At 66.0% G+C, this 21,953-nt stretch carries 16 protein-coding genes; 8 read left to right on the top strand and 8 right to left on the bottom strand.

The window, feature by feature from the left end:
* Positions 1-75 precede the first annotated feature (75 nt).
* On the bottom strand, positions 76-2,622 hold the full coding sequence (locus tag ACZL02_RS04645; protein ID WP_472938987.1) for a hybrid sensor histidine kinase/response regulator: 2,547 nt from the start codon (positions 2,620-2,622) through the stop codon (positions 76-78).
* A gap of 248 nt (positions 2,623-2,870) precedes the next feature.
* On the opposite strand from ACZL02_RS04645, the gene ACZL02_RS04640 reads away from it, so the two are divergent.
* A complete protein-coding gene (locus ACZL02_RS04640; RefSeq protein WP_472938986.1) occupies positions 2,871-3,614 on the top strand; it encodes a phosphatase PAP2 family protein in 744 nt (247 codons plus the stop codon).
* A 27-nt stretch (positions 3,615-3,641) separates the two neighbouring features.
* Here ACZL02_RS04640 and ACZL02_RS04635 read toward each other — a convergent pair whose 3' ends face one another.
* The 5 genes from ACZL02_RS04635 to chvE form a co-directional block, all read right to left on the bottom strand.
* Positions 3,642-6,731, bottom strand: coding sequence for an efflux RND transporter permease subunit (locus ACZL02_RS04635; protein ID WP_472938985.1), 3,090 nt, complete (start codon positions 6,729-6,731; stop codon positions 3,642-3,644).
* Complete coding sequence (locus tag ACZL02_RS04630) at positions 6,728-7,990, bottom strand: efflux RND transporter periplasmic adaptor subunit (RefSeq protein ID WP_472938984.1); 1,263 nt, start codon at positions 7,988-7,990, stop codon at positions 6,728-6,730. Before ACZL02_RS04630 ends, ACZL02_RS04635 begins: the two co-directional genes overlap by 4 nt.
* A 312-nt stretch (positions 7,991-8,302) precedes the next feature.
* Positions 8,303-9,505, bottom strand: a complete 1,203-nt coding sequence (gene mmsB, locus ACZL02_RS04625; protein ID WP_472938983.1) for a multiple monosaccharide ABC transporter permease — start codon at positions 9,503-9,505, stop codon at positions 8,303-8,305.
* Positions 9,502-11,049 carry a multiple monosaccharide ABC transporter ATP-binding protein gene (mmsA, locus tag ACZL02_RS04620; protein WP_472938982.1) on the bottom strand — a complete coding sequence of 516 codons (1,548 nt, stop codon included), beginning with the start codon at positions 11,047-11,049 and terminating at the stop codon, positions 9,502-9,504. The genes mmsB and mmsA overlap by 4 nt, the downstream gene beginning before the upstream one ends.
* 123 nt (positions 11,050-11,172) lie before the next feature.
* Complete coding sequence (gene chvE / locus ACZL02_RS04615) at positions 11,173-12,252, bottom strand: multiple monosaccharide ABC transporter substrate-binding protein (protein WP_472938981.1); 1,080 nt, start codon at positions 12,250-12,252, stop codon at positions 11,173-11,175.
* Between the two features lie 295 nt (positions 12,253-12,547).
* On the opposite strand from chvE, the gene ACZL02_RS04610 reads away from it, so the two are divergent.
* The 7 genes from ACZL02_RS04610 (at position 12,548) to ACZL02_RS04580 (ending at position 19,266) form a co-directional block, all read left to right on the top strand.
* Entirely contained in the window at positions 12,548-13,363 is an 816-nt protein-coding gene (locus tag ACZL02_RS04610; RefSeq protein ID WP_472938980.1) for a FadR/GntR family transcriptional regulator, read from the top strand.
* A 3-nt stretch (positions 13,364-13,366) separates the two neighbouring features.
* A complete protein-coding gene (locus ACZL02_RS04605) occupies positions 13,367-14,296 on the top strand; it encodes a Gfo/Idh/MocA family protein (RefSeq protein ID WP_472938979.1) in 930 nt (309 codons plus the stop codon).
* Between the two features lie 102 nt (positions 14,297-14,398).
* Complete coding sequence (locus ACZL02_RS04600) at positions 14,399-16,201, top strand: IlvD/Edd family dehydratase (RefSeq protein WP_472938978.1); 1,803 nt, start codon at positions 14,399-14,401, stop codon at positions 16,199-16,201.
* A gap of 82 nt (positions 16,202-16,283) precedes the next feature.
* Positions 16,284-17,216: a 2-dehydro-3-deoxygalactonokinase gene (locus ACZL02_RS04595; RefSeq protein WP_472938977.1), complete on the top strand. Its 933-nt coding sequence runs from the start codon at positions 16,284-16,286 to the stop codon at positions 17,214-17,216.
* A 2-nt stretch (positions 17,217-17,218) separates the two neighbouring features.
* Entirely contained in the window at positions 17,219-17,860 is a 642-nt protein-coding gene (locus tag ACZL02_RS04590; protein ID WP_472938976.1) for a 2-dehydro-3-deoxy-6-phosphogalactonate aldolase, read from the top strand.
* Positions 17,857-18,753 carry an SMP-30/gluconolactonase/LRE family protein gene (locus ACZL02_RS04585; RefSeq protein ID WP_472938975.1) on the top strand — a complete coding sequence of 299 codons (897 nt, stop codon included), beginning with the start codon at positions 17,857-17,859 and terminating at the stop codon, positions 18,751-18,753. The genes ACZL02_RS04590 and ACZL02_RS04585 overlap by 4 nt, the downstream gene beginning before the upstream one ends.
* Positions 18,754-18,918: 165 nt before the next feature.
* On the top strand, positions 18,919-19,266 hold the full coding sequence (locus ACZL02_RS04580) for a hypothetical protein (RefSeq protein ID WP_472931673.1): 348 nt from the start codon (positions 18,919-18,921) through the stop codon (positions 19,264-19,266).
* 92 nt (positions 19,267-19,358) lie between these two features.
* Here ACZL02_RS04580 and ACZL02_RS04575 read toward each other — a convergent pair whose 3' ends face one another.
* Both ACZL02_RS04575 and ACZL02_RS04570 read right to left on the bottom strand, forming a co-directional pair.
* Positions 19,359-20,963 (bottom strand): putative bifunctional diguanylate cyclase/phosphodiesterase, encoded by a 1,605-nt coding sequence (locus ACZL02_RS04575; protein ID WP_472938974.1) that lies wholly within the window; start codon positions 20,961-20,963, stop codon positions 19,359-19,361.
* 391 nt (positions 20,964-21,354) lie between these two features.
* Positions 21,355-21,840: an SRPBCC family protein gene (locus tag ACZL02_RS04570; protein ID WP_472938973.1), complete on the bottom strand. Its 486-nt coding sequence runs from the start codon at positions 21,838-21,840 to the stop codon at positions 21,355-21,357.
* Positions 21,841-21,953 lie beyond the last annotated feature (113 nt).

Here is a 21,953-nt window from a genome sequence, read left to right as displayed (position 1 = left end):
TCGTCTCTCCCACCCGAAAGCGGCCCTTCCGGCCAATTTTGGATACGCCGTCACGCCAGAGGCTCGACCAAAGGCTCAGCGCCCCGTTCTATCGACCGCCTCGCGGACGGCCGCTTCCAGTTCGCCGGAACCATAGGGCTTCTGCAGCACCACCGCATCGCCGGCGTTCTCGACCTTCGCATCACCGGTGGCGAAGACGACCGCAATGCCCGGGCGGAGTTGCCGCGCCCGATCGGCGAGCTGCGGGCCGGACATGCCGGGCAGATTCACGTCGGCGACGAGAACATCGATCGCCGTCATCTCCAGCGCCGAGATCGCATCTTCCGCATTGTCGGCCTCGACGACGACATGGCCCGCGTCATGCAGCATGTCGGCGGAATTCATCCGGATCAGCGCATCGTCCTCGACAAGGAGGATGGTACGCGGGGTGAACTGGCGCGGGGCCTCCGCGGGCGCGGGCGGCTGGCCGGCCCGCTGGTCACCCTTCTGGCCGCGCAGCGACAGCACGTGCCGCACCTTTCGCGCCAGCGCTTCCCGCGAGTAGGGTTTCGACAGGAGTTCCACGCCGGCGTCGAGGCGGCCACCATGGACGATCGAGTTCTCGGTGTATCCGGAGGTGAACAGCACGGCGATCTCCGGCAGGCGCTCGCGGGCGCGCCGGGCGAGTTCGGTCGACTTCAGCGTGCCCGGCATCACCACGTCGGTGAACAGGAGGTCGATCGGGATGCCGCTCTCGACGACGCTAAGCCCGGACTGCGCGTCCACCGCCTTGAGGACGCGGTAGCCGAGATCGGTCAGCATCTCGACGACGGTCGCACGCACCGCCTCGTCGTCCTCGACCACCAGGACCGTCTCCGCCCCACCGATCACCCGGTCCGAAGACAGCTTGACCTCGATGTCCTCGGCCGCCAGCGCCCGCGGCAGATAGAGCCGGATGGTGGTGCCATGGCCGAGTTCGGAATAGATCTTAATGTGGCCGCCGGACTGCTTGACGAAACCGTAGACCATCGACAGCCCAAGCCCGGACCCCTTGCCCTCGGTCTTGGTCGAGAAGAACGGCTCGAACACCTTGTCGATGATCTCCGGCGCCATGCCGCAGCCGGTATCGGTGACCGCCATCATCACATACTGGCCGGCGGTGACCTCGAGGTGCGAGCGGGCATAGGCATCGTCCAGGCTGACATTGCCGAGCTCGATGGTCAGCTTGCCCTCACCGTCCATCGCGTCGCGGGCATTGATCGCAAGGTTCAGAAGCGCGTTCTCGATCTGGTGCGGATCGATGAACGTGTTCCAGAGGCCACCGCCGGCGACCGTCTCGATCTCGATGCTCTCGCCGATGGCCCGGCGCAGCATGTCGTCCAATCCCCGCACCAGGCGGGTGACGTTGACGACCTTCGGCTCCAGCGCCTGCCGGCGGCCGAAGGCGAGCAGCTGGCCGGCAAGGCGTGCGCCGCGCTCGACGCCGGCGAGCGCATTCTGCACGCGGCGCTCGGCCGGCTCGTTGCCGCGGATGTCCCTTTCCAGCAGCTGCAGATTGCCGGAGACGACCTGCAACAGGTTGTTGAAGTCATGCGCGACGCCGCCGGTCAGCTTGCCGATGGTCTCCATCCGCTGTGCCTGCTCCAGCGCTACCTCGGCCTGTCGCCGCTCCTCGATCACCGCGGCAACCCGGCTCTCGAGATTCTCGTTCAGTTGGCGCAGCTGATCCTCGACGATCGCGCGCTGGCGCACGCTCTGCTGCAGCTCCTCGGCATGCTGGCGCAACTGTTCCTCGTTGCGCTTGCGGGCGTCGACGTCGAACGCGAGGACATGGATGCCCTCGACGGAGCCGTCCGCCGCGAGCCGCGGGATGTAGCGGATCTCGGCCATCGACCGCGAACCGTCCGGGCGGGGTATCCAGCCGTCGGACACGATCATCTCGCCGGCCAGAGCGCGGTTCTGCAGCGGCTGGCGCTCGAAATAGGCTTCGTCGCCGAGGATGACCCTGGCATGGCGCCCGACGATGTCGGCCGGATCAAGCCCCAGCCACTCGCGGTAGTGATTGTTGGCGAAGCGGTAGATCAGATTGCGGTCGACGAAGGCGACGAGGATCGGAAGGGAATCGGTGATGGTCCGCAGCTCGGCCTCGCGGCGGGCCAGTTCGCGCTGCGCGGACACGGCGGCCGTCGTCTCGAGCACCGTGCAGAGGACCCCGCCGATCTCCCCGTCATCCTGCCGGACCGGCGTGTAGAAAAGGTCGAAGGTCGCCTCTTCCTGGATGCCGTTCCGGTTGAGGACGAGGGCCTGATCGCGAAAGGACTGCACCTCGCCGCGAAAGCCAGCCGCCAGCACCTGCCTGTTCCAGTCCCAGATTTCCGGCCAGATCGCATCCACCGCACCGCCGAAGGCGCGCGGGTGTTTTCCGCCCGCGATAATGCGGTAGCTGTCATTATAGAGCATCGTGTGGTCCGGCCCCCACATCAGCACTTTCGGTATTGGGGAATTGACGACGACATCGGCGACGGAGCGCAGCGCCGGGGACCAGTCATCGAGGCGGCCGAGCGAAGTAGTGGACCAGTCGAAGGTCCGAACGAGCTCTCCGGCTTCGCCGCCGTCAACAGGCCATTGCTGCTTCGTTGCCATCTTTTCCGCCACGTCTTCCGGTCGCATGACCGACCTTTGGGGTCGCCTTTTCCACGATGCAAAGGTCGCACCGGGCAGCCTCACGCGTATGTTCAGTGCCAGAAAGTAAGTCAACGAAAAGGATCAACCGAAACCGTACAATTCCGGATCTGGAACGGTCCGTTCACACGGGCCGACGATTTTACCACGACTTCCCTCGCCCCTGCCCTATGCTTGTTGTCCGAAACGGCAGCTAACAAGGAATAACCATGCGCCTCACTCCCCGCGATGTGCTGCACTGGACCGGTCAACACGTCGAAGCATGGACCCTTCTGCGCCTCGTTCTCATCGCGCTTGGCATCTGGGGATTTGCGGCGATCGCCGAAGAGGTGATGGAGGGCGGGACGCACGCCTTCGACATTTGGCTGCTCCTGGCGCTTCGCGACGCCGCCAACCCGCAGAACCCCTACGGGCCGGGCTGGCTGCAGGAACTGTTCCGCGACTTCACGGCGCTCGGCGGCGTCGGCATTTTGACGCTGATCACCATCGCCGTCTCCGGCTTCCTGTGGATGCAAGGCAACCGCCGCTCGATGCTGCTGGTGATCACCGCGATCTTCAGCGGCTTCATCATGTCCTCCCTCCTGAAGCGCGGCTTCGACCGGCCAAGGCCAGATCTCGTGCCGCACGGCTCGATCACCTACACGGCGAGCTTTCCGAGTGGCCATGCGATGCTGTCGGCGATCGTCTACCTGACGCTCGCCGTCCTCGTCGCCCGCGTCCAGCCGCAGCGCGGGATGAAGATCTACCTGCTCACCGTGGCGACCCTCCTGACCTTGGTGATCGGCGTCAGCCGGGTCTACCTCGGGGTCCACTGGCCGACGGACGTACTGGCCGGCTGGGCCGCCGGGGCCAGCTGGGCCCTCCTCTGGTGGGTCATCGCCACCTGGCTGGAGACCCGCGGCGTCGTCGAAAGCGAGAAGACGGAGGACAACGCCCCGTCTACCCGGACGTGAGCGCCACCGTCCGGAAGAGCGCGCCCGCTACTCGCCGGGTTGCGCGACGCCGCGGTCTGCGGCCGTCGGCGGGTTGACCAGCCGCGACAGCGCGCGCTTCAGCCGATCCCCGAACCCTTCCATCAGGCTGTGGAGGCTCGGGATGAAGACCAGCGAGAGCATAGTCGAGACGATCAGGCCGCCGATCACCGCGACGGCCATCGGCGAGCGGAACTCTCCGCCCTCGCCGATGCCCATGGCGGAGGGCACCATGCCGGCGATCATGGCGATGGTGGTCATGACGATCGGCCGGGCGCGCTTGTGCGCTGCATCGAGCGTCGCCTCGCGGCGTGAGACGCCGGCGCGCTCCTGCATCACCGCGAACTCGACCAGCATGATCGCGTTCTTGGTGACGATGCCCATCAGCATCAGGAAGCCGATGACCACCGGCAGGCTGATCGGGTCGTTGGCGAAGTAGAGCGCGACGATGGCACCGCCGACCGACAGCGGCAGCGATAGGAGGATCGTCGTCGGCGTCAGGAAGCCGCCGAACAGCAGCACCAGCACCGCATAGACCATCAAGACGCCGGCGCCGAGCGCGAGGCCGAACGACGAGAACACGTCCTGCATCACCTCGGCGTCGCCCGAGCTCTGGATATAGACGCCGGGCGGCGGGTTGGCGGCGAGCGGCAGCGCGTAGATGGCGGCGAGCGACTCGCCGAGCGGCATTCCGGCCGGCAGGTCCGCGCCGATGGTGACGCGGGCGCTGCGGTCGTAGCGCTCAAGCTTGGTCGGGCCGTCGGCCAGCGCGATGATGGCGACGACGCCGAGCGGCACGCTGCCGCCGCCAGTGCGCGGGACCATCTGGTTGCTGAGGTTCGAGAGGTCGCGGCGGGCGTCGTCGTTCAGCCTGACCATGATCGGCACCTGCCGGTCGCCGCGGTTGAACTTCGCCAGTCGCGCCTCGACGTCGCCGATGGTCGCGACGCGGATGGTCTCGGCGATGGCATTGGCGGTGACGCCGAGTTCGGCCGCGACATCGCCCTTCGGCGTGATCTGGATCTCCGGGCGCATCAGCGAGGCGCCGGAGGTGACGTTCTTCACCGAGCCCAGAGCGGCGATGGCGTCGACGAGATCGCGGGCATAGGCGTCGACCTTGCCTTGATCCTCGCCGAGGATGGAAAGGACGATGGCGCGCTGGCCGCCGTCATTGGCGAAATAGGTACGGATGTCGGGAATGCCGGCGATAGCATCCTCGATCTTCGCCTCGATCTGGTACTTGCCGAGGCTGCGCTCGGCCTTCGGCACGTAATAGAGGCTGATGACGGCCTGCGTCGGATCGGCGACGGAGCCGCCGCCCGGACCGTTGCCGCCGGTGATGAGGACGTCGGCGACTTCGGGGATAGCCTGCAGCTTCTCGGCGATCGCCGAGGTGACCCGCATGTTGTCCTCGACCTGGGAGCCGGGCGGCAGCTCGACCGAGAGCGCCGAGCGGCCATTGTCCTCCTCGGGGAGGAAGCCGGTCGGCAGCAGCGTCGCCGACCAGATCGACACGGCGAAGAAGGCGAGGCCCAGCCCGAGCGTGATCCAGCGCCAGCGCAGCGTCCAGCGCAGGATGCGCAGGTAGTTCCGCATGATGAAACCGTCGGGCCGCTGGCCATGGCCGCGGTCTTTCAGGAAGTAGGCGGTCATCATCGGGGTCAGGAACCGCGCGACGGCGAGCGAGAACAGCACGGCGATGGCGACGGTCAGTCCGAACTGGCGGAAATACTGGCCGGCAATGCCGGACATGAACGACACCGGCGCGAAGACCGCGACGATGGTCGAGGAGATCGCCACCACCGTCAGCCCGATCTCGTCGGCCGCTTCCATCGAGGCTTTGTAGGGCGACTTCCCCATCGCCATGTGCCGCTCGATGTTCTCGATCTCGACGATGGCGTCGTCGACGAGAATGCCGGTGACGAGCGTCACCGCGAGCAGGCTGATGCCGTTCAGCGAGAAGTCGAGGATCCACATCATGAAGAAGGTCGGGATCACCGACAGCGGCAGCGCGACGCCGGCGATCAGCGTCGCCCGCCAGTCGCGCAGGAACAGGAAGACCACCACGACGGCGAGCGCGGCGCCTTCGTAGAGCGTGTCCATGGTCTGCTCGTAATTGCCGCGGGTGTAGACCGACACATCGTCGATCTTGGCGAAGGTGACCTCGGGATAGAGCCCCTTCAGCTTCTCGACCGCCGCATAGGCGCTGTCGGCCGCCTCGGTGTCGGAACCGCCGGTCGAGCGCAGGATCTGGAAGGCGACGATCGGCTCGCCGTCGAAGCTCGCATAGGACCGGATCTCGGCGCCGCCGTCGTTGATGCGGCCGATCTGGTCGAGCCGGACGGACCGCCCTTCCGATAATACGATGGGAAGCGCGGCGAGGTCGGCGACCGACAGCGAGGAGCCGAGGGCCCGGATCGAGAACTCGCGGCTGCCGAGATCGCCGCGGCCGCTGCCGAGATTGATGTTGGTGGCCGAGAGCTGCTGGCTGACTTCCGCCGCGGTGATGCCGAGGGAGGCGAGACGCGCCGGATCGAGGTCGACATTGATCTGCTCGTCGATGCCGCCGACGCGGCGGACGTCGCCGACCGAGTTCAGCCCCTGAAGCTCGCGCGCCACGTCGTCGTCGACGAAATGCGAGAGCTCGGCGATCGTCCGGTTGGGATCGGTGACGGAGTAGGTGACGATCGGCAGGCCGGTGACGTCGAGCCGCTGGACGATCGGCTCCTCGACCGAGGCCGGCAGGTCCGAGCGCACGCGGGTGACGGCATCCTTGACGTCGTTCAGCGCCCGCTGCGAATCCGCCTCGAGGTCGAACTCGACCGTCGTCGACAGCGTCGAATCGGTCGCGACCGTGGTGATGTGCTTGACGCCAGAGACGCTGGTGATCGAGTTCTCGATCGGCTGGCCGACCTGGGTCATGATCTCCGACGGCGCCGAGCCGGGCTGAGCGACGCTGACGATGATGATCGGGATGTCAATGTTCGGGAAGTTGGTGATCGGCAGGCGGAGAAACCCGACGATGCCGATGGCCAGGAGCGCCAGGAAGATGGCGATCGGCGGAACCGGGTGGCGGATCGACCAGGCCGAGAAGTTCACTGGGCCACCGCCTTGCCGCTACCGGCGACATCGCCCCGCGCCACCTCCTCTGGCTTGGGCTCGGGCTTGGACTCGGGCGCCCTGGCGACGGGCGCCGTGACGGGACGGATCTTCATCCCATTGCGAAAGAACGGCCCGGACTTGGCGACCACGGTCTCTCCCGCCGCAAGGCCCTTGGCGATCTCCACCAGATCGTTCTCGACGATCCCGGTCGACACCACCCGCACCTCGATGACACCGGCCGCATCGACGACCTGGACCGTGTCGCCGGCGCTGCTCGGCACGACCGCCGACAGCGGCACGGTGACGGCGTCGCGCGTCGCTGTGGTGACGACGGCACTCGCAAAAATGCCGATCGGCAGGCCGCGATCGTCGTCGACGCTGATCTTGACGCTGCCGAGGCGGGTCTTCGGATCGACGTTCGGCGAGAGCAAGCGCACGGTGCCCCGGCGGTTCTCGAAGCCGGACAGGCGCAAGGTCGCCTTCTGGCCGGGCTTCACCTGGCCCAACGCCGTCTCGATGATCTGGCCGTCGAACTCGATCTCGCCGTCCTGGATCAGCGTGAACATCGCCGCCGTCTCCATGCCGGCGTTCTGCCCGACATTCGCCGAGCGGGTGGCGATGACGCCGGCGACCGGCGCCACGACCTCGGTGCGCGCCAGTTGCAGCGCCAAAGCCTCCCGCCGCGCGCGGATCTGCTCCAGCTGGGCGGTGGCGGTGGTCAGCGCATCGCGCGCCGCCTGCAGCGAGGCAGTGGCACCGGCAAACGTCGCCTCGGCGTCGTCGAGCGTCGAGCGCGCGCCGGCGCCGTTGGCAAGAAGCTTGCGGGCGCGTTCGAGGATGCTGGTCGCCTGCACCAGCGTCGCCTGCTGGCCCTCGATCTGGCTGCCGTTCTGCGCGATGGTGGCGCGGGCGGCATCGATCTCGGCATCGGTCTGTCGAAGCTGCGACTCCAGCGGCGCGCGGTCGAGACGCACCAGCACCTCGCCCTTTGCGACGGTATCGCCGACATCGGCGGTCACTTCGATGATCTGGTAGCCGGTGACCTGCGGCATCACCGACACCGTCTCGCGCGCGACGAGCGAACCGTTGATCGGCACGGTCTGGGTCAACCTTGCCATGGACGAGGTGACGACGGTAGCGGCGGGAAGGCGGACCGTGCGCGACGCAGGCGCTGGCGCATCGTCGGCCAGGGCGGAACGGACTGGAGCGAGTGCCAGCAGGAGCATCAAGGCGGCACTCGGGTATCGCATCGTCATCGTCGTCCAGTTTCCTCCCGCGCGTCGACCATTGTCGGTCTTGGCGCAGCGTACTTCTACCACGCGATCGTGGCGATAAAGGTCCGTCGCCGCCGCGTCAAAACGCGGGCCTGCCGACGGGGCACGCTAACATCTGACGTCAGCGCGCGAAACGCCCTGGACCTTCAAGTGACAAAGTACCGCTCCGACGTCCCATATGCCGACCCGGCGAAAAAGCCTTGTCCGGCATGGAAAAGGCCCGGCACCTTGTCTCGAGGTCCGGGCCTTTCGGTGATCGGCCAGCCTTGGGGCTGCCCTATCGGCTGCGGCGGTTCAGGCCTTGTTGCGGTTGTAGACGTCGAAGCAGACGGCGGCGAGAAGGACGAGGCCCTTGATCACCTGCTGGTCGTCGATGCCGATGCCGAGGATCGACATGCCATTGTTCATCACGCCGATGATGAAGGCGCCGACCACGGCGCCGATGACCTTGCCGACGCCGCCATAGGCGGAGGCGCCACCGATGAAGCAGGCGGCGATGACGTCGAGCTCGAAGCCGACACCGGCCTTCGGCGTCGCCGAGTTGAGGCGGGCGGCGAAGATCAGGCCGGCGAGCGCTGCGAGGACGCCCATGTTAACGAAGGTGAAGAAGGTCAGCCGGTCGGTCTTGATGCCCGAGAGTTTCGCCGCCTTCTCATTGCCGCCGACCGCATAGATGCGGCGGCCGACCGTGGTGCGGGTGGTGACGAAGCCATAGACCGCGATCAGCAGCGCCATCACGATCAGGACGTTCGGGAAGCCGCGGTAGGAGGCGAGCAGCCAGGTGATCAGCATGATCGCCGCGGTGATAAAGATGTTGCGGCCGAGGAAGAGCGCGAAGGGCTCGTCGACCTGGCCGAGGCGCGTCTGCTTCTGCCGGCGGCGGGCGCTGAGGAAGAGCAGCAGCGCGGCGGCGGCAGCGCCGAGCAGCAGCGTCGTCATGTGGACGCCGGGGGTGCCGGCGAGGAGGTCGGGGATGAAGCCCTTCGACAGCAGCTGGAAGGCCTCCGGGAACGGGCCGACCGAAGCCGAGCCCAGCACCTTCAGCGTCAGGCCGCGGAAGACCAGCATGCCGGCGAGCGTCACGATGAAGGACGGCACCTTGAAGTAGGCGACGAGATAGCCCTGCGCGCCGCCGATGATGGCGCCGACGGCGAGGCAAATCAGCGAGGCCGAGAAGCCGTCCATCCCCTGCTTCACCATCAGGACGGCGCCGAGGCCGCCGATGAAGCCGGCGACCGAGCCGACGGAGAGGTCGATGTGGCCGGTGATGATGATCAGCAGCATGCCGATCGCCATGATGATGACGTAGCTGTTCTGCAGCACCAGGTTGGTGAGGTTCAGCGGCTTCATCAGGACGCCGCCGGTCATGACCTGGAAGAAAGCCATGATCACCACGAGGGCGAGCAGCATGCCGTATTCGCGGATGTGCGCCTTGAAGAAGCCGAGGTCGAAGCCCTTGCCGGCGGAGGTCGGCTCGTCGGCCGTCTTGATGCTCATTGCGTTTTATCCTGGACTGGTTGGCCGGAACGGATGATCGCCCGCATGATGCTTTCCTGGCTCGCCTCGGCGGCCGGCATTTCGGCGCAGATGCGTCCTTCGTTCATGACGTAGATGCGGTCGCAGATGCCGAGAAGCTCCGGCATTTCCGAGGAGATGACAAGGACGCCTTTGCCCTCGTCGGCCAGCTGGTTGATGATGGAATAGATCTCGAACTTGGCGCCGACGTCGATGCCGCGGGTCGGCTCGTCGAGGATCAGCAGCTCGGGACCCGAGAACAGCCACTTCGACAGCACGACCTTCTGCTGGTTGCCGCCGGAAAGGTTCAGCGTCTTCTGCAGGATGCCGGAGGAGCGGATGTTGAGCTTCTTGCGGTAGCTCTCCGCCACCTCGCGCTCTTTGTGGTTGTCGATGACGCCCGCGTTCGAGATGCCGGCCAGATTGGCCATCGAGATGTTCTGCTTGATGTCGTCCTCGAGCACCAGGCCGTACTGCTTGCGGTCCTCGGTGACGTAGGCGATGCCCGCGTCGATCGCCTTGCCGATGGTCGAGACGTCGACGGTCTTGCCGTGCATCTTGACCTCGCCGGAGATATTGCGGCCATAGGCCTTGCCGAAGACCGACATGGCGAGCTCGGTGCGCCCTGCCCCCATCAGCCCGGCAATGCCGACGACCTCGCCCTTGCGGACGTTGATCGAGATGTCCTTCAGCACCTGGCGCTGGGCGCTGAGGTGGTGGAAGGCGTTCCAGTGGCTGACCTCGAACAGCATCTCGCCGATCTTCGGCGTACGCGGAGGATAGCGGTCGTCGAGGTTGCGGCCGACCATGTCGCGGATGATGCGGTCTTCGGAGATCTCCTCCTTCTTGCAGTCGAGCGTCGATACCGTCGAGCCGTCGCGCAGAACGGTGATCTGATCGGCGACGCGGGAGATCTCGTTCAGCTTGTGCGAGATGATGATCGCCGACATGCCTTGCCCCTTGAACTCCAGCAGGAGGTCGAGGAGGGCCTGGCTGTCGCTCTCGTTGAGGCTGGCGGTCGGCTCGTCGAGGATCAGCAGCTTCACGTCCTTGGCGAGCGCCTTGGCGATCTCGACCAGCTGCTGCTTGCCGACGCCGAGATCCTTGATCAGCGTCGTCGGGTTTTCCTTCAAGCCGACCTTGGCCAGGAGCTCGCGGGTCCGCGCATGGGCGGCGTCCCAGTCGATGATGCCGTAGCGCGCCACCTCGTTGCCGAGGAACATGTTCTCGGTGATCGACAGCAGCGGCACGAGAGCCAGCTCCTGATGGATGATGATGATGCCGAGCTTTTCGGAGTCAGCGATGTCGCGGAACTCGCGCTTCTCGTCCTCGTAGCGGATCTCGCCCTCGTAGGTGCCACTGGGATAGACACCCGAAAGCACCTTCATCAACGTCGACTTGCCGGCACCGTTTTCGCCGCAGATGGCGTGGATCTCGCCGGCGCGCACGGTGAGATTGACGTTGTCCAGCGCGCGGACGCCCGGAAACGTCTTGGTGATCGCGCGCATTTCCAGAATGGGAGTCATCGTGTCCTCCGCCACGTCCGGGACCGGGGCAAGTTGCGCCGGTGGGAAAGGCCGGGTTCAAGCTTGAAGCAGAAAGGCCCGGGAAGCGTGAGCCACCCGAGCCTCGATCACAAGCGGTTCTTCTTACTTCAGCTGGTCGGCGGTGTAGTAACCGCTGCCGACGAGGGTTTCCTCGAGGTTGGTCTTGTCGACCGCGACCGGCTTCAGGAGGTAGGACGGGACCACCTTGACGCCGTTGTTGTAGGTCGTGGTGTCGTTGACCTTGACCTCGGTGCCAGCAGCCATCGCGTCGACCATGTCGACGGTGACCTTGGCGAGCTCGCGGGTGTCCTTGAAGATCGTCGAGGTCTGCTCGCCGGCCATGATCGACTTGGCGGACTGGACTTCGGCATCCTGGCCCGAGACAACCGGCATCGGCATGTCGGCAGCGCCGTAGCCAACGCCCTTCAGCGAGGAGATGATGCCGATCGAGATGCCGTCATAGGGCGACAGGACGGCGTCGAGCTTCTTGTCGGCGTAGTTGGCGGACAGGATGTTGTCCATGCGCGCCTGTGCGGTCGCCGGATCCCAGCGCAGCGTGCCGACCTTGTCCATGCCGGTCTGGCCGGACTGGACGACGAGCTTCTTGGAGTCGATGTACGGCTGCAGCACGCTCATCGCGCCGTCGTAGAAGAAGAACGCGTTGTTGTCGTCCGGCGAACCGCCGAAGAGCTCGATGTTGAACGGGCCCTTGCCGTCCTTAAGGCCGAGCGCCTTCTCGATGGTCGAGGCCTGCAGCACGCCGACCTGGAAGTTGTCGAAGGTCGCGTAGTAGTCGACGTTCGGCGAGTTCTTGATCAGGCGGTCATAGGCGATGACCTTGATGCCCGCATCGGCGGCCTGCTGCAGCACGTCGGTAAGGGTAGTGCCGTCGATCGAGGCGATGACGAGGACCTTGGCACCCTTGGTGACCATGTTCTCGATCTGCGAGAGCTGGGTCGGGATGTCGTCTTCGGCGTACTGCAGGTCGGCAGTGTAGCCCTTGGCCTGCAGCGCCTTGACCATGTTGTCGCCGTCGGCGATCCAGCGCGCGGAGGACTTCGTCGGCATCGATACGCCAACGGTTCCCTTTTCCTGCGCGTACGCGGCGCCGGACAGAGCGGCCAGGCCGAACACGGCACCAGCCAGAAGCAATTTCAAAGTTTTCACACGACTCTCCCTCATCAAACGGTTATTGACGCAAATTGCCCCGCGCTCGAAATCTGGCTTCGACCGCCGGCACTGCATCGCGAATTCAGCCGCTCCTCCTCATCACCGCGGCCGTCTTCTCCCGGGCCGCTCACTGCCCCTGAGCGAAATGGGCAGTTCGTATGACGCTCAAAGCTTGATTTCCTTTGATCGTACTGTCAAGGGGATCGGCACCATTCATCATATCAATCCCCGATCTGGTAAACATCTGGACGCGGCGTTGCTTATTTAGCCGCCAATGATAGGATGATTACGGGACGGATGGGGTGGAATGAACGACATCTTGCAGCAGAGGGCGCGCCCGGAGGGGCGCATCAAGGGCGAGAAGGTCAATCGTACGATGACGCTCGCCGTCGACCTCGGCTGCAAGATCACCTCCGGCGCCCTGGTCGCGGGAACGGTACTGCCTACCGAGGCTGAGATCCAGCAGACCTACAGCGTCTCGCGCACCGTGGTACGCGAAGCCATCCGCCACATCGCCTCGAAGGGCCTCGTCACCGTCGGCCCGAAGGTTGGCACCCGGGTGCGTGATTCGAACGACTGGAACATGCTCGACGCCGAGGTGATGCGCTGGCATCTGATGGTGGGCAACCGCCGGCCCTTCGTCGAGGCGCTGTACGAGATGCGCCTGATCAACGAGCCCGAGGCCGCTCGGCTCGCGGCCAGCCGGATCACCGAGGAGCAGTCGGTCCGGCTCGCCCAGGCGCTGCAGGCGATGGCCGACAATCCGCGCGGCTCGCCCGAACTTATCGCCGCCGACCTCGCCTTCCACCGCATCATCCTGGAGGCGACCGGCAATCCGATCCTGCGCTCGCTCGGGACGATGATCGAGCGCAGCCTGTCGATCTCCTTCTCGCTCTCCTGGCGGCAGAACCCGCAGGAGGAGACGGTGCGCCAGCATGCCCGCGTCTACGATGCGATCCGGCGCGGCGACGGCGAGGCTGCCAGCCTGTTCATGCGGCGGCTGATCGAAAGTGCCGCGCAGGACGTGGTCGCCTCCCTTTACAGCCAGCCGGACGACGACTGTCCGGACACGGACGCTGCGGATGCCGCGTCCCTCCCTTCCAAGAATCATCAGGTGCAGTAGGAAATGACCGCAGACAGCATCCAGCTCGGACTAGCCGGCGTCGGCAAGATCGCCCGCGACCAGCACATCCCCTCGCTCGGCCGGACGCCGGGCATCGCGCTCGTCGCCGCGGCCAGCCGCAACGCCGCCGTCGATGGCGTCGCCAACTACGAGACGCTCGAGGCAATGCTCGCCGGTTCGCCCGAGATCGCGGCCGTCTCGCTGTGCACCCCGCCGCACGTGCGGCAGGCCTACGCGTTGGCGGCCCTCGCCGCCGGCAAGCATGTGCTCCTCGAGAAGCCGCCCGGCGCGACGCTCGCCGAGATCGAGCCGCTGGTCGCCCTCGCAAACGCCAAGGGCCTGACGCTCTTCGCCACCTGGCACTCGCGCTTCGCTCCGGCGGTCGAGCCGGCGCGCGCTTTCCTCGCCGATACGGCGATCCGTTCGGTGAAGGTCGAGTGGAAGGAGGACGTGCGCCACTGGCATCCCGGCCAGGACTGGATCTGGGAGCCCGGCGGCCTCGGCGTCTTCGATCCCGGCATCAACGCGCTGTCGATCGTCACCCGCATCCTGCCGGAGCCATTCTTCCTGACGGCCTCGACGCTGGAGTTTCCGGCCAACCGCGCGCAGCCGATCGCGGCCAACCTCGCCTTCTCCGACCGGCTGGGCACCCCGATCACGGCCGAGTTCGACTGGCGCCAGACCGGCCCACAGACCTGGGACATCACCGTCGAGACCGACAAGGGCGTCCTGATGCTGTCGAAGGGTGGCAGCGAGATGCGGGTGGACGGCACGGTTGTGGCGATGCCGCCGGAAGCGGAATATGACGGCATCTACGCCCGCTTCGTCGAGCTCATCCGGTCGGGCCGCTCCGACGTCGACGTCTCGCCGCTGCGCCATGTCGCCGACGCCTTCATGCTCGGCCGCCGCACCATCGTCGACGCCTTCGACTAGCCACGATCATCATCGCCTCTTTCCTTCAGCCCGGAAACATCCGCTGACGGACCACCTGAAGCCAAGCCCGATTCTCAGATCCAGCCAAGAAGTTGACCCAAAATGCTGAAGAACAACGAGACCCAGACCAAGCTTCGCTCCCGCGCCTGGTTCGACAATCCGAGCAATCCGGACATGACCGCGCTCTATCTCGAGCGCTACCTGAACTTCGGCCTCAGCCTTGAGGAGCTTCAGTCGGGCATGCCGATCATCGGCATTGCACAGACCGGCTCGGACCTCAGCCCCTGCAACCGGCATCACCTCGAGCTCGCCAAGCGCGTGCGCGACGGCATCCGCGAAGCCGGCGGCATTCCGCTGGAGTTTCCGGTTCACCCGATCCAGGAAACTGGCAAGCGTCCGACCGCCGGCCTCGACCGCAACCTTGCCTATCTTGCGCTGGTCGAGGTGCTCTACGGGTATCCGCTCGACGGCGTCGTCCTCACCATCGGCTGCGACAAGACGACGCCCGCCTGCCTGATGGCGGCGGCGACCGTCAACATTCCCGCCATCGCCCTCTCGGTCGGCCCAATGCTGAACGGCTGGTTCCGCGGCGAGCGCACCGGGTCGGGCACGATCGTCTGGAAGGCGCGCGAGCTGATGGCCAAGGGCGAGATCGACTACCAGGGCTTCATCAAGCTCGTTGCGTCCTCGGCCCCGTCGACCGGCTACTGCAACACCATGGGCACGGCGACGACGATGAACTCGCTCGCCGAGGCGCTGGGCATGCAACTGCCGGGCTCGGCCGCGATCCCCGCTCCCTACCGTGACCGCCAGGAGATCAGCTACCTCACCGGCAAGCGCATCGTAGACATGGTGCACGAGGACCTGAAGCCCTCCGACATCCTGACCCGCGAGGCCTTCGAGAACGCCATCCGCGTCAACTCGGCGATCGGCGGCTCGACCAACGCGCCTATCCACCTCAACGCGCTGGCCCGCCATGTCGGCGTCGAGCTGTCGATCGACGACTGGCAGACCTATGGCGAGGAGATCCCGCTGCTGGTCAACCTGCAGCCGGCCGGCGAATACCTCGGCGAGGACTATTACCACGCCGGCGGCGTGCCGGCCGTGGTCAACCAGCTGATGCTGCAGGGCCTGATCCACGAGGACGCCCCGACCGTCAACGGCAAGAGCATCGGCGACAACTGCCGCGGCGCGCGGATCGAGGACGCCAACGTCATCCGTACCTTCGACAACCCGCTGAAGACCCATGCCGGCTTCCGCGTGCTGCGCGGCAACCTGTTCGATAGCGCCATCATGAAGCTCTCGGTGATCTCGCCGGAATTTCGCGAGCGCTATCTCGCCAATGCCGCCGATCCGGAGGCCTTCGAGGGCCGGGCGATCGTGTTCGACGGTCCGGAGGACTACCATCACCGCATCGACGATCCGGAGCTGGCGATCGACGAGCACTGCGTCCTCTTCATGCGCGGCGCCGGCCCGATCGGCTATCCCGGCGCTGCCGAGGTGGTGAACATGCGGGCGCCCGACTACCTCATCAAGCGCGGCATCTCCTCGCTCGCCTGCATCGGCGACGGCCGCCAGTCCGGCACGTCGGGCTCGCCTTCGATCCTCAACGCCTCGCCGGAAGCGGCGGCCGGTGGTGGCCTGGCGCTGATCCGGACCGGCGACCGGGTGCGCATCGACATCGGCCGCGGCACCGCCGACATCCTGATCTCGGACGAGGAGCTGGCCGAACGCCGCACCACGCTCGCGGCGGAGGGCGGCTACCAGTACCCGGCCCACCAGACGCCTTGGCAGGAGATCCAGCGCGCCATCGTCGGACAAATGTCGACCGGCGCCGTGCTGGAGCCGGCGATCGCCTATCAGCGGATCGCCCAGCTGAAGGGCCTGCCGCGCGACAACCACTGAGCCGAGCGCCGGCATCGACACGGCAAGGGGCGCGCGAGGCGCCCCTTTTCACTGACCACCGCCTGAAAAAACGAGACGCCTGATGACCACGCCCGACACCGCCTTCTGCGCCGCCGTCGACTGGGGAACCTCCGGGTTCCGGCTCTGGCTGCTCGACGTCAACGGCGGGGTTCTCGGCGAGCGCCGCAGCCGCGAGGGCATGCAGGTCGCCGCGGCGGGCGCAGGCTTCGCGCCGATCCTGGAAGCGCATCTCGCCGCGCTGGATGCTCCGGTGGACCTGCCGGTCATCGTCTGCGGCATGGCGGGCGCGCGCCAGGGCTGGGTCGAGGCGCCTTATGTCGACGCGCCGGCCGACCTTGCCGCCATCACCCGCGGCGCCATCCGGGTGCCCGGCATCGCCCGCGACGTGCGGATCCTGCCCGGCGTTGCCCAGCGCGCGCGGTCGGCTGGCCTTGCCGACGACGTGATCCGCGGCGAGGAGACGCAGGTGATGGGCCTCGGGCTCGAGGGCCTCCTGTGCCTGCCCGGCACGCATTCGAAGTGGGTCGAGGCCGGTAGCGGCCGGATCTCGGGCTTCTTCACCTTCATGACCGGCGAGATGTTCGCTCTCCTCAGCGAGCACTCGATCCTGCGCCACAGCATCGACCCCGCCGCTGACGTGATCGCCGAGCGGGAGGCCTTTGCAGCGGGCGTCGCTGCCAGCCTGGAGACCCCGGCGGCGATTCTCAACCGCCTGTTCTCGCTGCGGGCGAGCGGCCTGTTCGGCACGGCGACGCCGGCCGAGGCACGCTCGCGGCTCTCGGGCCTCCTCATCGGCCTCGAACTCGCCGGTGCCCTGGCGCTCTACCCCGGCCGGAACACGGTGACGCTCGCCGCCTCCGGACCGCTGCGCGATCTCTATCTCGCGGCGCTGCCCCTCGCCGGCTTCACGACCACGGAAGCCGATGCGGACAGCGCCGTCCGCAAGGGCCTCATCGCCGCCGCCCGCCATTGCTTCGGCACCTTCAAGGACTGACCATGACCGAGATCCCGCACGTCGCCTGGCCGCCGCTGAAGCGCGCCCTCGTTGCCATCTTGCGCGGCCTGAAGCCCGAGGAGGTCGAGGCGACCGTCGGCGGCCTGATCGATATCGGCTTCGAGGCCATCGAGATTCCGCTGAACTCGCCGGAGCCGTTCCGTTCCATCGAAATGGCTGCCCGGATGGCGCCGGCCGGGGTCCTCATCGGCGGCGGCACGGTGCTGACGCCCGAGGCGGTCGACCGGCTGAACGATGCCGGCGGGCGCATCCTCGTCAGCCCGAACGTCAACCCGGCGGTGATCCGCCAGGCAGCCGGGCACGGCATGGTCACGATGCCGGGCGTCTTCACGCCGACGGAGGCTTTTGCTGCGATCGACGCCGGCGCATCGGCGCTGAAATTCTTTCCGGCCGGGGCGATCGGCATCGGCGGGATCCAGGCGATGATGGCCGTGCTGCCGAAGACCGTCCCGATCGGCGTCGTCGGGGGCGTGTCGGATGCCGATTTCGCCGCTTTCGGCAAGATCGGCGTGCGGACCTTCGGGCTCGGTTCCAGTCTCTACAAGGTCGGCATGCCCGCCGCCGAGGTCGTGGCCCGCGGCAAGGCGGCGATCGCCGCTTACGACGAAGCGTTCGCAGCGTGAGCGGCGTCAAAGCCGAGAGCGTCGCGACGACGGTCCTCACCCAGCATTCCTGCCATCTCGGCGAAGGACCGACCTATGATGTCGCCAGCGACACCGCCTGGTGGTTCGACATCCTGGAGAAGACGATGCTCGAGCATCGCTTCACCACCGGCGAGACGGTGTTGCATCCCCTGCCCTTCAAGGGCAGCCAGCTCGCCTTCATCGACGACAAACGGCAATTGGTCGCGACCGAGGACGGGCTCTACGTCCGCGACATCGCCAGCGGCGCGATGGCGCGGCACACCCGGCTTGAGGACGACAATCAGCGGACCCGGTCGAACGACGGCCGCGTGCATCCCTCGGGCGCGCTGTGGATCGGGACCATGGGCCTCAACGCCGAGAAGGGCGCGGGATCGATCTACCGTTTCTACCGCGGCGAAGTGACGAAGCTCTACTCGGGCATCAGCATTCCCAATGCCATCTGCTTCACCGCCGACGGCACCACGGCCTATTTCACCGACACCGCCGTCGGTCTCCTGATGCGCGTCCAGACCGAGCCAACAACCGGCGAACCGATCGGCGAGGCGGTGCCGCTCTATGACCATCGCGGCCAGGAGGGCGGGCTCGACGGCGCGGTGATCGACGCCGAGGGCGTGATCTGGAATGCGCGCTGGGGTGCCTCTTGCCTCGATGCCTACAGCCCGGCGGGTGATAGGCTGCGCACCATCGCGCTGCCCGCCAGCCGGCCGACTTGCCCGCTTTTCGTCGGGGCAAAGGCGGACCGCATGCTGGTGACCTCTGCCCGGGAAGGCATGAGCGAGGCGGAGATCGCAGCGGAGCCGGAAGCGGGAAAGACCTTCCTGCTGGATTTCCCGATGAAGGGCCGGCATGAACCAAGAGTTCTTCTGGACTAAGCATTACTTACTGCACTGCAACAGTAAAACTTATCGGACAAACTGCTGATCTGGCTGAACAATGCAGACATGCCGGAAACGCATGGCTACCCATATTGTGCAGTGCAGCGAAGCCGATTATATCTTGCGTCGGAGGATGATTAATTCTTCTTAAAGGACGTAGAGATGACCAAGACCACCCTCCTCGCGCTTGCCGCGATCCTGACCGCCGGCGCCGCCCAGGCCGCCGACGTTAAGCCGATGACCGCCAAGAGCGTGGTGCTCGAGGACGCCACCGGCGTCGTTTATTACACCCAGGAAGCCGGCGGCTTCCGTGTCGTGGCGACCATGAGCGCTGCCGAAGGCGCTGCGCCGGTTCGCTTCGTCGCGACCTTGGCCGACGGCCAGGCGGTGACCGTGTCGATCCCGTCGGAAGCCGGCAAGGCGCCGCGCGAAATCGAGATCAGCCGCGATGGCGACGTGCTTACCGTCGGCGAAGCCGAGGCTGTGATGGTCCGCGCCTCGCTCGACTAAGCCTGCTCCGCCGCAAGGCCGGCGCGTACAAAAAAAGGGTTCCGTTCGCGGCGTCCCTTTTTTTGCGCTGAGGAAAGCCGATCGAGCGGCGTTCAGGCGGCGCAGACGTCCTGGTGCAGGTCGGCAGGGGCCGCCAGCAGCGCATCGACATCACCCGAGGTCATCGGCCGGGCGTAATAGAAACCCTGAACCTCGGTCAGCCCTTCTTCCCGCGCAAAATCGCGCTGGTTGGCCGTCTCGACGCCTTCCAGAATGGTTTCCATCTTCAGCGCCTTCGACAGGCGCACGATGGTGCGAACGATCTCCGCGTCCTCCGAACTGTCGGCGACGTCCCGCGTGAAGGAACGGTCGATCTTCAGCCGGTCGAACCGGAAATGGCGGAGGTTGGACAGGCTGGAGAAGCCGGTCCCGAAATCGTCCATGGTGATGCGCACGCCGAGGCCCCGGAGACGGTCCATCGCGGTGCGGACACGGTGCGAGGACTCCAGCAGCAGCGATTCGGTGATCTCGAGGTCGAGGCGCCCCGGCGCGAGCCCGCTCTCGGCCAGCGCGGCCTCGATATGGTCGACGAGGTTGGCATCCTTGAACTGGACCGGCGACAGGTTGACGCCGATGCCGATCGGCTTCGGCCATTTTGCGGCGGTCTTGCAGGCCTCCCTGAGGATATGCCGCCCGAGGCGAACGATGAGACCCGAGCTCTCCGCCAGGGGGATGAAATCGATCGGCGACATGAGGCCGCGCACCGGATGGTTCCAGCGCACGAGCGCCTCGAACGAGCGGATCACCTCGCTCTTGGTGCCGTAGATCGGCTGGTAGTGGAGTTCGAACTCGCCGCGGTCAATCCCGGCGCGCATCTCGGCCTCGAGCATGGTCTCGTCATCCTTGCGCGCCTTCATCTCCGGCAGGAAGATGCAGTAGCAGGATTGCGGGCTGAGCTTGGCCTGGTACAGCGCGACGTCGGCCGAGCGCATGACTTCCGACCAGGTACTGCCGTCGCCGCCGACGCGGGCGATCCCGACCGAGGTATTCGGCTGGATCCTGGTGTCCTCCACCGCCATTTCGCGCGTCACGGCGGCCAGTAGGTTCTCGGCGAAGAGACCGGGTTCGGCCTCGTCGTCGGAGGGGAAGTGCACCAGGATGAACTCGTCGCCGCCGAGGCGCACGGCGATATCGTCCGGTCCGGACACCGCGATCAGGCGCCGACCGACCTCCTCCAGCACCATGTCGCCGGCCCGGTGGCCGAAGGTGTCGTTGATGTGCTTGAAATCGTCGAGATCGAGCATGTAGAGGAGCGCGCCCCGCATCTCCCAGGTCCGGGTCGCCAGGCCCTCCTCCAGCGTGCGGGTCAGATGGGCGCGGTTGAACAGGCCTGTCACGGCGTCGCGGTGAGCCTGGGCACGCATCCATTGTTCGGTCTGCGTTAGCTGGCGCATCTGCTCGCGCACGCGGCGGTAATGCTTGCCGATGGAGTAGAAGATGCGGCCGATGATAAGCGGCGAGATCAGCGCCAGGCTGTGCATCAGGCTCGATGCAAACGTCGCCTCGAGGCCGCCATCCATGCCGCGCCAGCTGCGCACCTGCATGTCGACGGCAAGGCTGGTCACCGAAAACACGACCCCGAGCGCCACACCGCCCATAGCGTAGGCCAGCTCGAGTTTCCGCTCGCGGATGGCTTCGCTGGCGCTGGAAAACCGCATGGCCGACCCGATCCCAAATTCCTGCTCCAAGGCAGTATGGACTGAAAGGATGCGTTCAAGCCGTGGCGATGTTGGGCAGCGGGTCTCAACCCGATAGCCAACCGGACACTGCCGGAAGCGACATCAGGTTACTCAGGCGATATTACAGACTGCTTAAGACTTGCGTCGAAAAGACGACTGATCGTTTAGGCAGCTGTATATGAACGATGCTTCAGATTTTAGATGTTCCTGAACGAAAGTATTAGATACTTTTTGCAGTCTTAAAAACAACGATTGGGTCGTCCTATCGTCGAACTCAATCGCTGGTGACGGCCGTCTTCGCAGATTTACGCTACCCCGGCTTCCCTCTCGAAGCCGGGGTAGCGGACGCCTGTTCCTGAAATAGTGCCGGCTACTTCGCCGCCTTATCGACCAGCGCCTTCAACCCGGACTCGTAGATGCCGGTGATCACCTTCTCGGCCTCCGCATCGCTGGCGCCCTTGGCGTCGAAGGTCCCGGTCCAGCTGACCTCGGTCTCCTTGCCGTCAGCATCGGCCTCGACCGTCAGCGTCGACTGGTAGTTGGCGACCGGAAGGGGCCCATCGACGATCTTGTAGGTGTAGGTCATCTTCTTGTCGTCGCGGCTCACGAGTTCCTCGACGAGGGTGCCGCCGCCGCCGGCCAGCGTCAGGGTGCGAACGGCGACGCCGTTCTTCTGGCTCTCGACGCATTTCTCGATAGCCGGATGCCAGCTGCCGATGCCGCAGAAGTCGCCGACCGTTGCCCAGACCTTCGCGGCGGGAACGTCGGTATCGATATCCTTGTCAATGCTGATGGCCCACGCCGGCGACGACGCCGCCAGCCCGGTCGCAAGGACAATCCAACCCGTCTTTCGCATGTCTTCCTCCACGTTGAACCCGCGGTGCCCACGCCATCAGTAGCATGGGCAAAGACTTTCGAAAGGCCGCAACGCTGCGCTTCGCATGATGCTTCGCCAGCATCGGGAGGGCG

It is taken from the genome of Mesocryomonas fontinalis (assembly GCF_055730125.2).
Note: the sequence above shows the minus strand (reverse complement) of the source record. Positions and strands in the feature narration are given on the sequence as shown.

Coding starts and splice junctions, on each gene's coding strand:
- ACZL02_RS04645 (WP_472938987.1), bottom strand. CDS start 2,622: ATGGCAACGAAGCAGCAATGGCCTGTTGACGGCGGCGAAGCCGGAGAG.
- ACZL02_RS04640 (WP_472938986.1), top strand. CDS start 2,871: ATGCGCCTCACTCCCCGCGATGTGCTGCACTGGACCGGTCAACACGTC.
- ACZL02_RS04630 (WP_472938984.1), bottom strand. CDS start 7,990: ATGACGATGCGATACCCGAGTGCCGCCTTGATGCTCCTGCTGGCACTC.
- mmsB (WP_472938983.1), bottom strand. CDS start 9,505: ATGAGCATCAAGACGGCCGACGAGCCGACCTCCGCCGGCAAGGGCTTC.
- mmsA (WP_472938982.1), bottom strand. CDS start 11,049: ATGACTCCCATTCTGGAAATGCGCGCGATCACCAAGACGTTTCCGGGC.
- chvE (WP_472938981.1), bottom strand. CDS start 12,252: ATGAGGGAGAGTCGTGTGAAAACTTTGAAATTGCTTCTGGCTGGTGCC.
- ACZL02_RS04610 (WP_472938980.1), top strand. CDS start 12,548: ATGAACGACATCTTGCAGCAGAGGGCGCGCCCGGAGGGGCGCATCAAG.
- ACZL02_RS04605 (WP_472938979.1), top strand. CDS start 13,367: ATGACCGCAGACAGCATCCAGCTCGGACTAGCCGGCGTCGGCAAGATC.
- ACZL02_RS04600 (WP_472938978.1), top strand. CDS start 14,399: ATGCTGAAGAACAACGAGACCCAGACCAAGCTTCGCTCCCGCGCCTGG.
- ACZL02_RS04595 (WP_472938977.1), top strand. CDS start 16,284: ATGACCACGCCCGACACCGCCTTCTGCGCCGCCGTCGACTGGGGAACC.
- ACZL02_RS04590 (WP_472938976.1), top strand. CDS start 17,219: ATGACCGAGATCCCGCACGTCGCCTGGCCGCCGCTGAAGCGCGCCCTC.
- ACZL02_RS04580 (WP_472931673.1), top strand. CDS start 18,919: ATGACCAAGACCACCCTCCTCGCGCTTGCCGCGATCCTGACCGCCGGC.
- ACZL02_RS04575 (WP_472938974.1), bottom strand. CDS start 20,963: ATGCGGTTTTCCAGCGCCAGCGAAGCCATCCGCGAGCGGAAACTCGAG.
- ACZL02_RS04570 (WP_472938973.1), bottom strand. CDS start 21,840: ATGCGAAAGACGGGTTGGATTGTCCTTGCGACCGGGCTGGCGGCGTCG.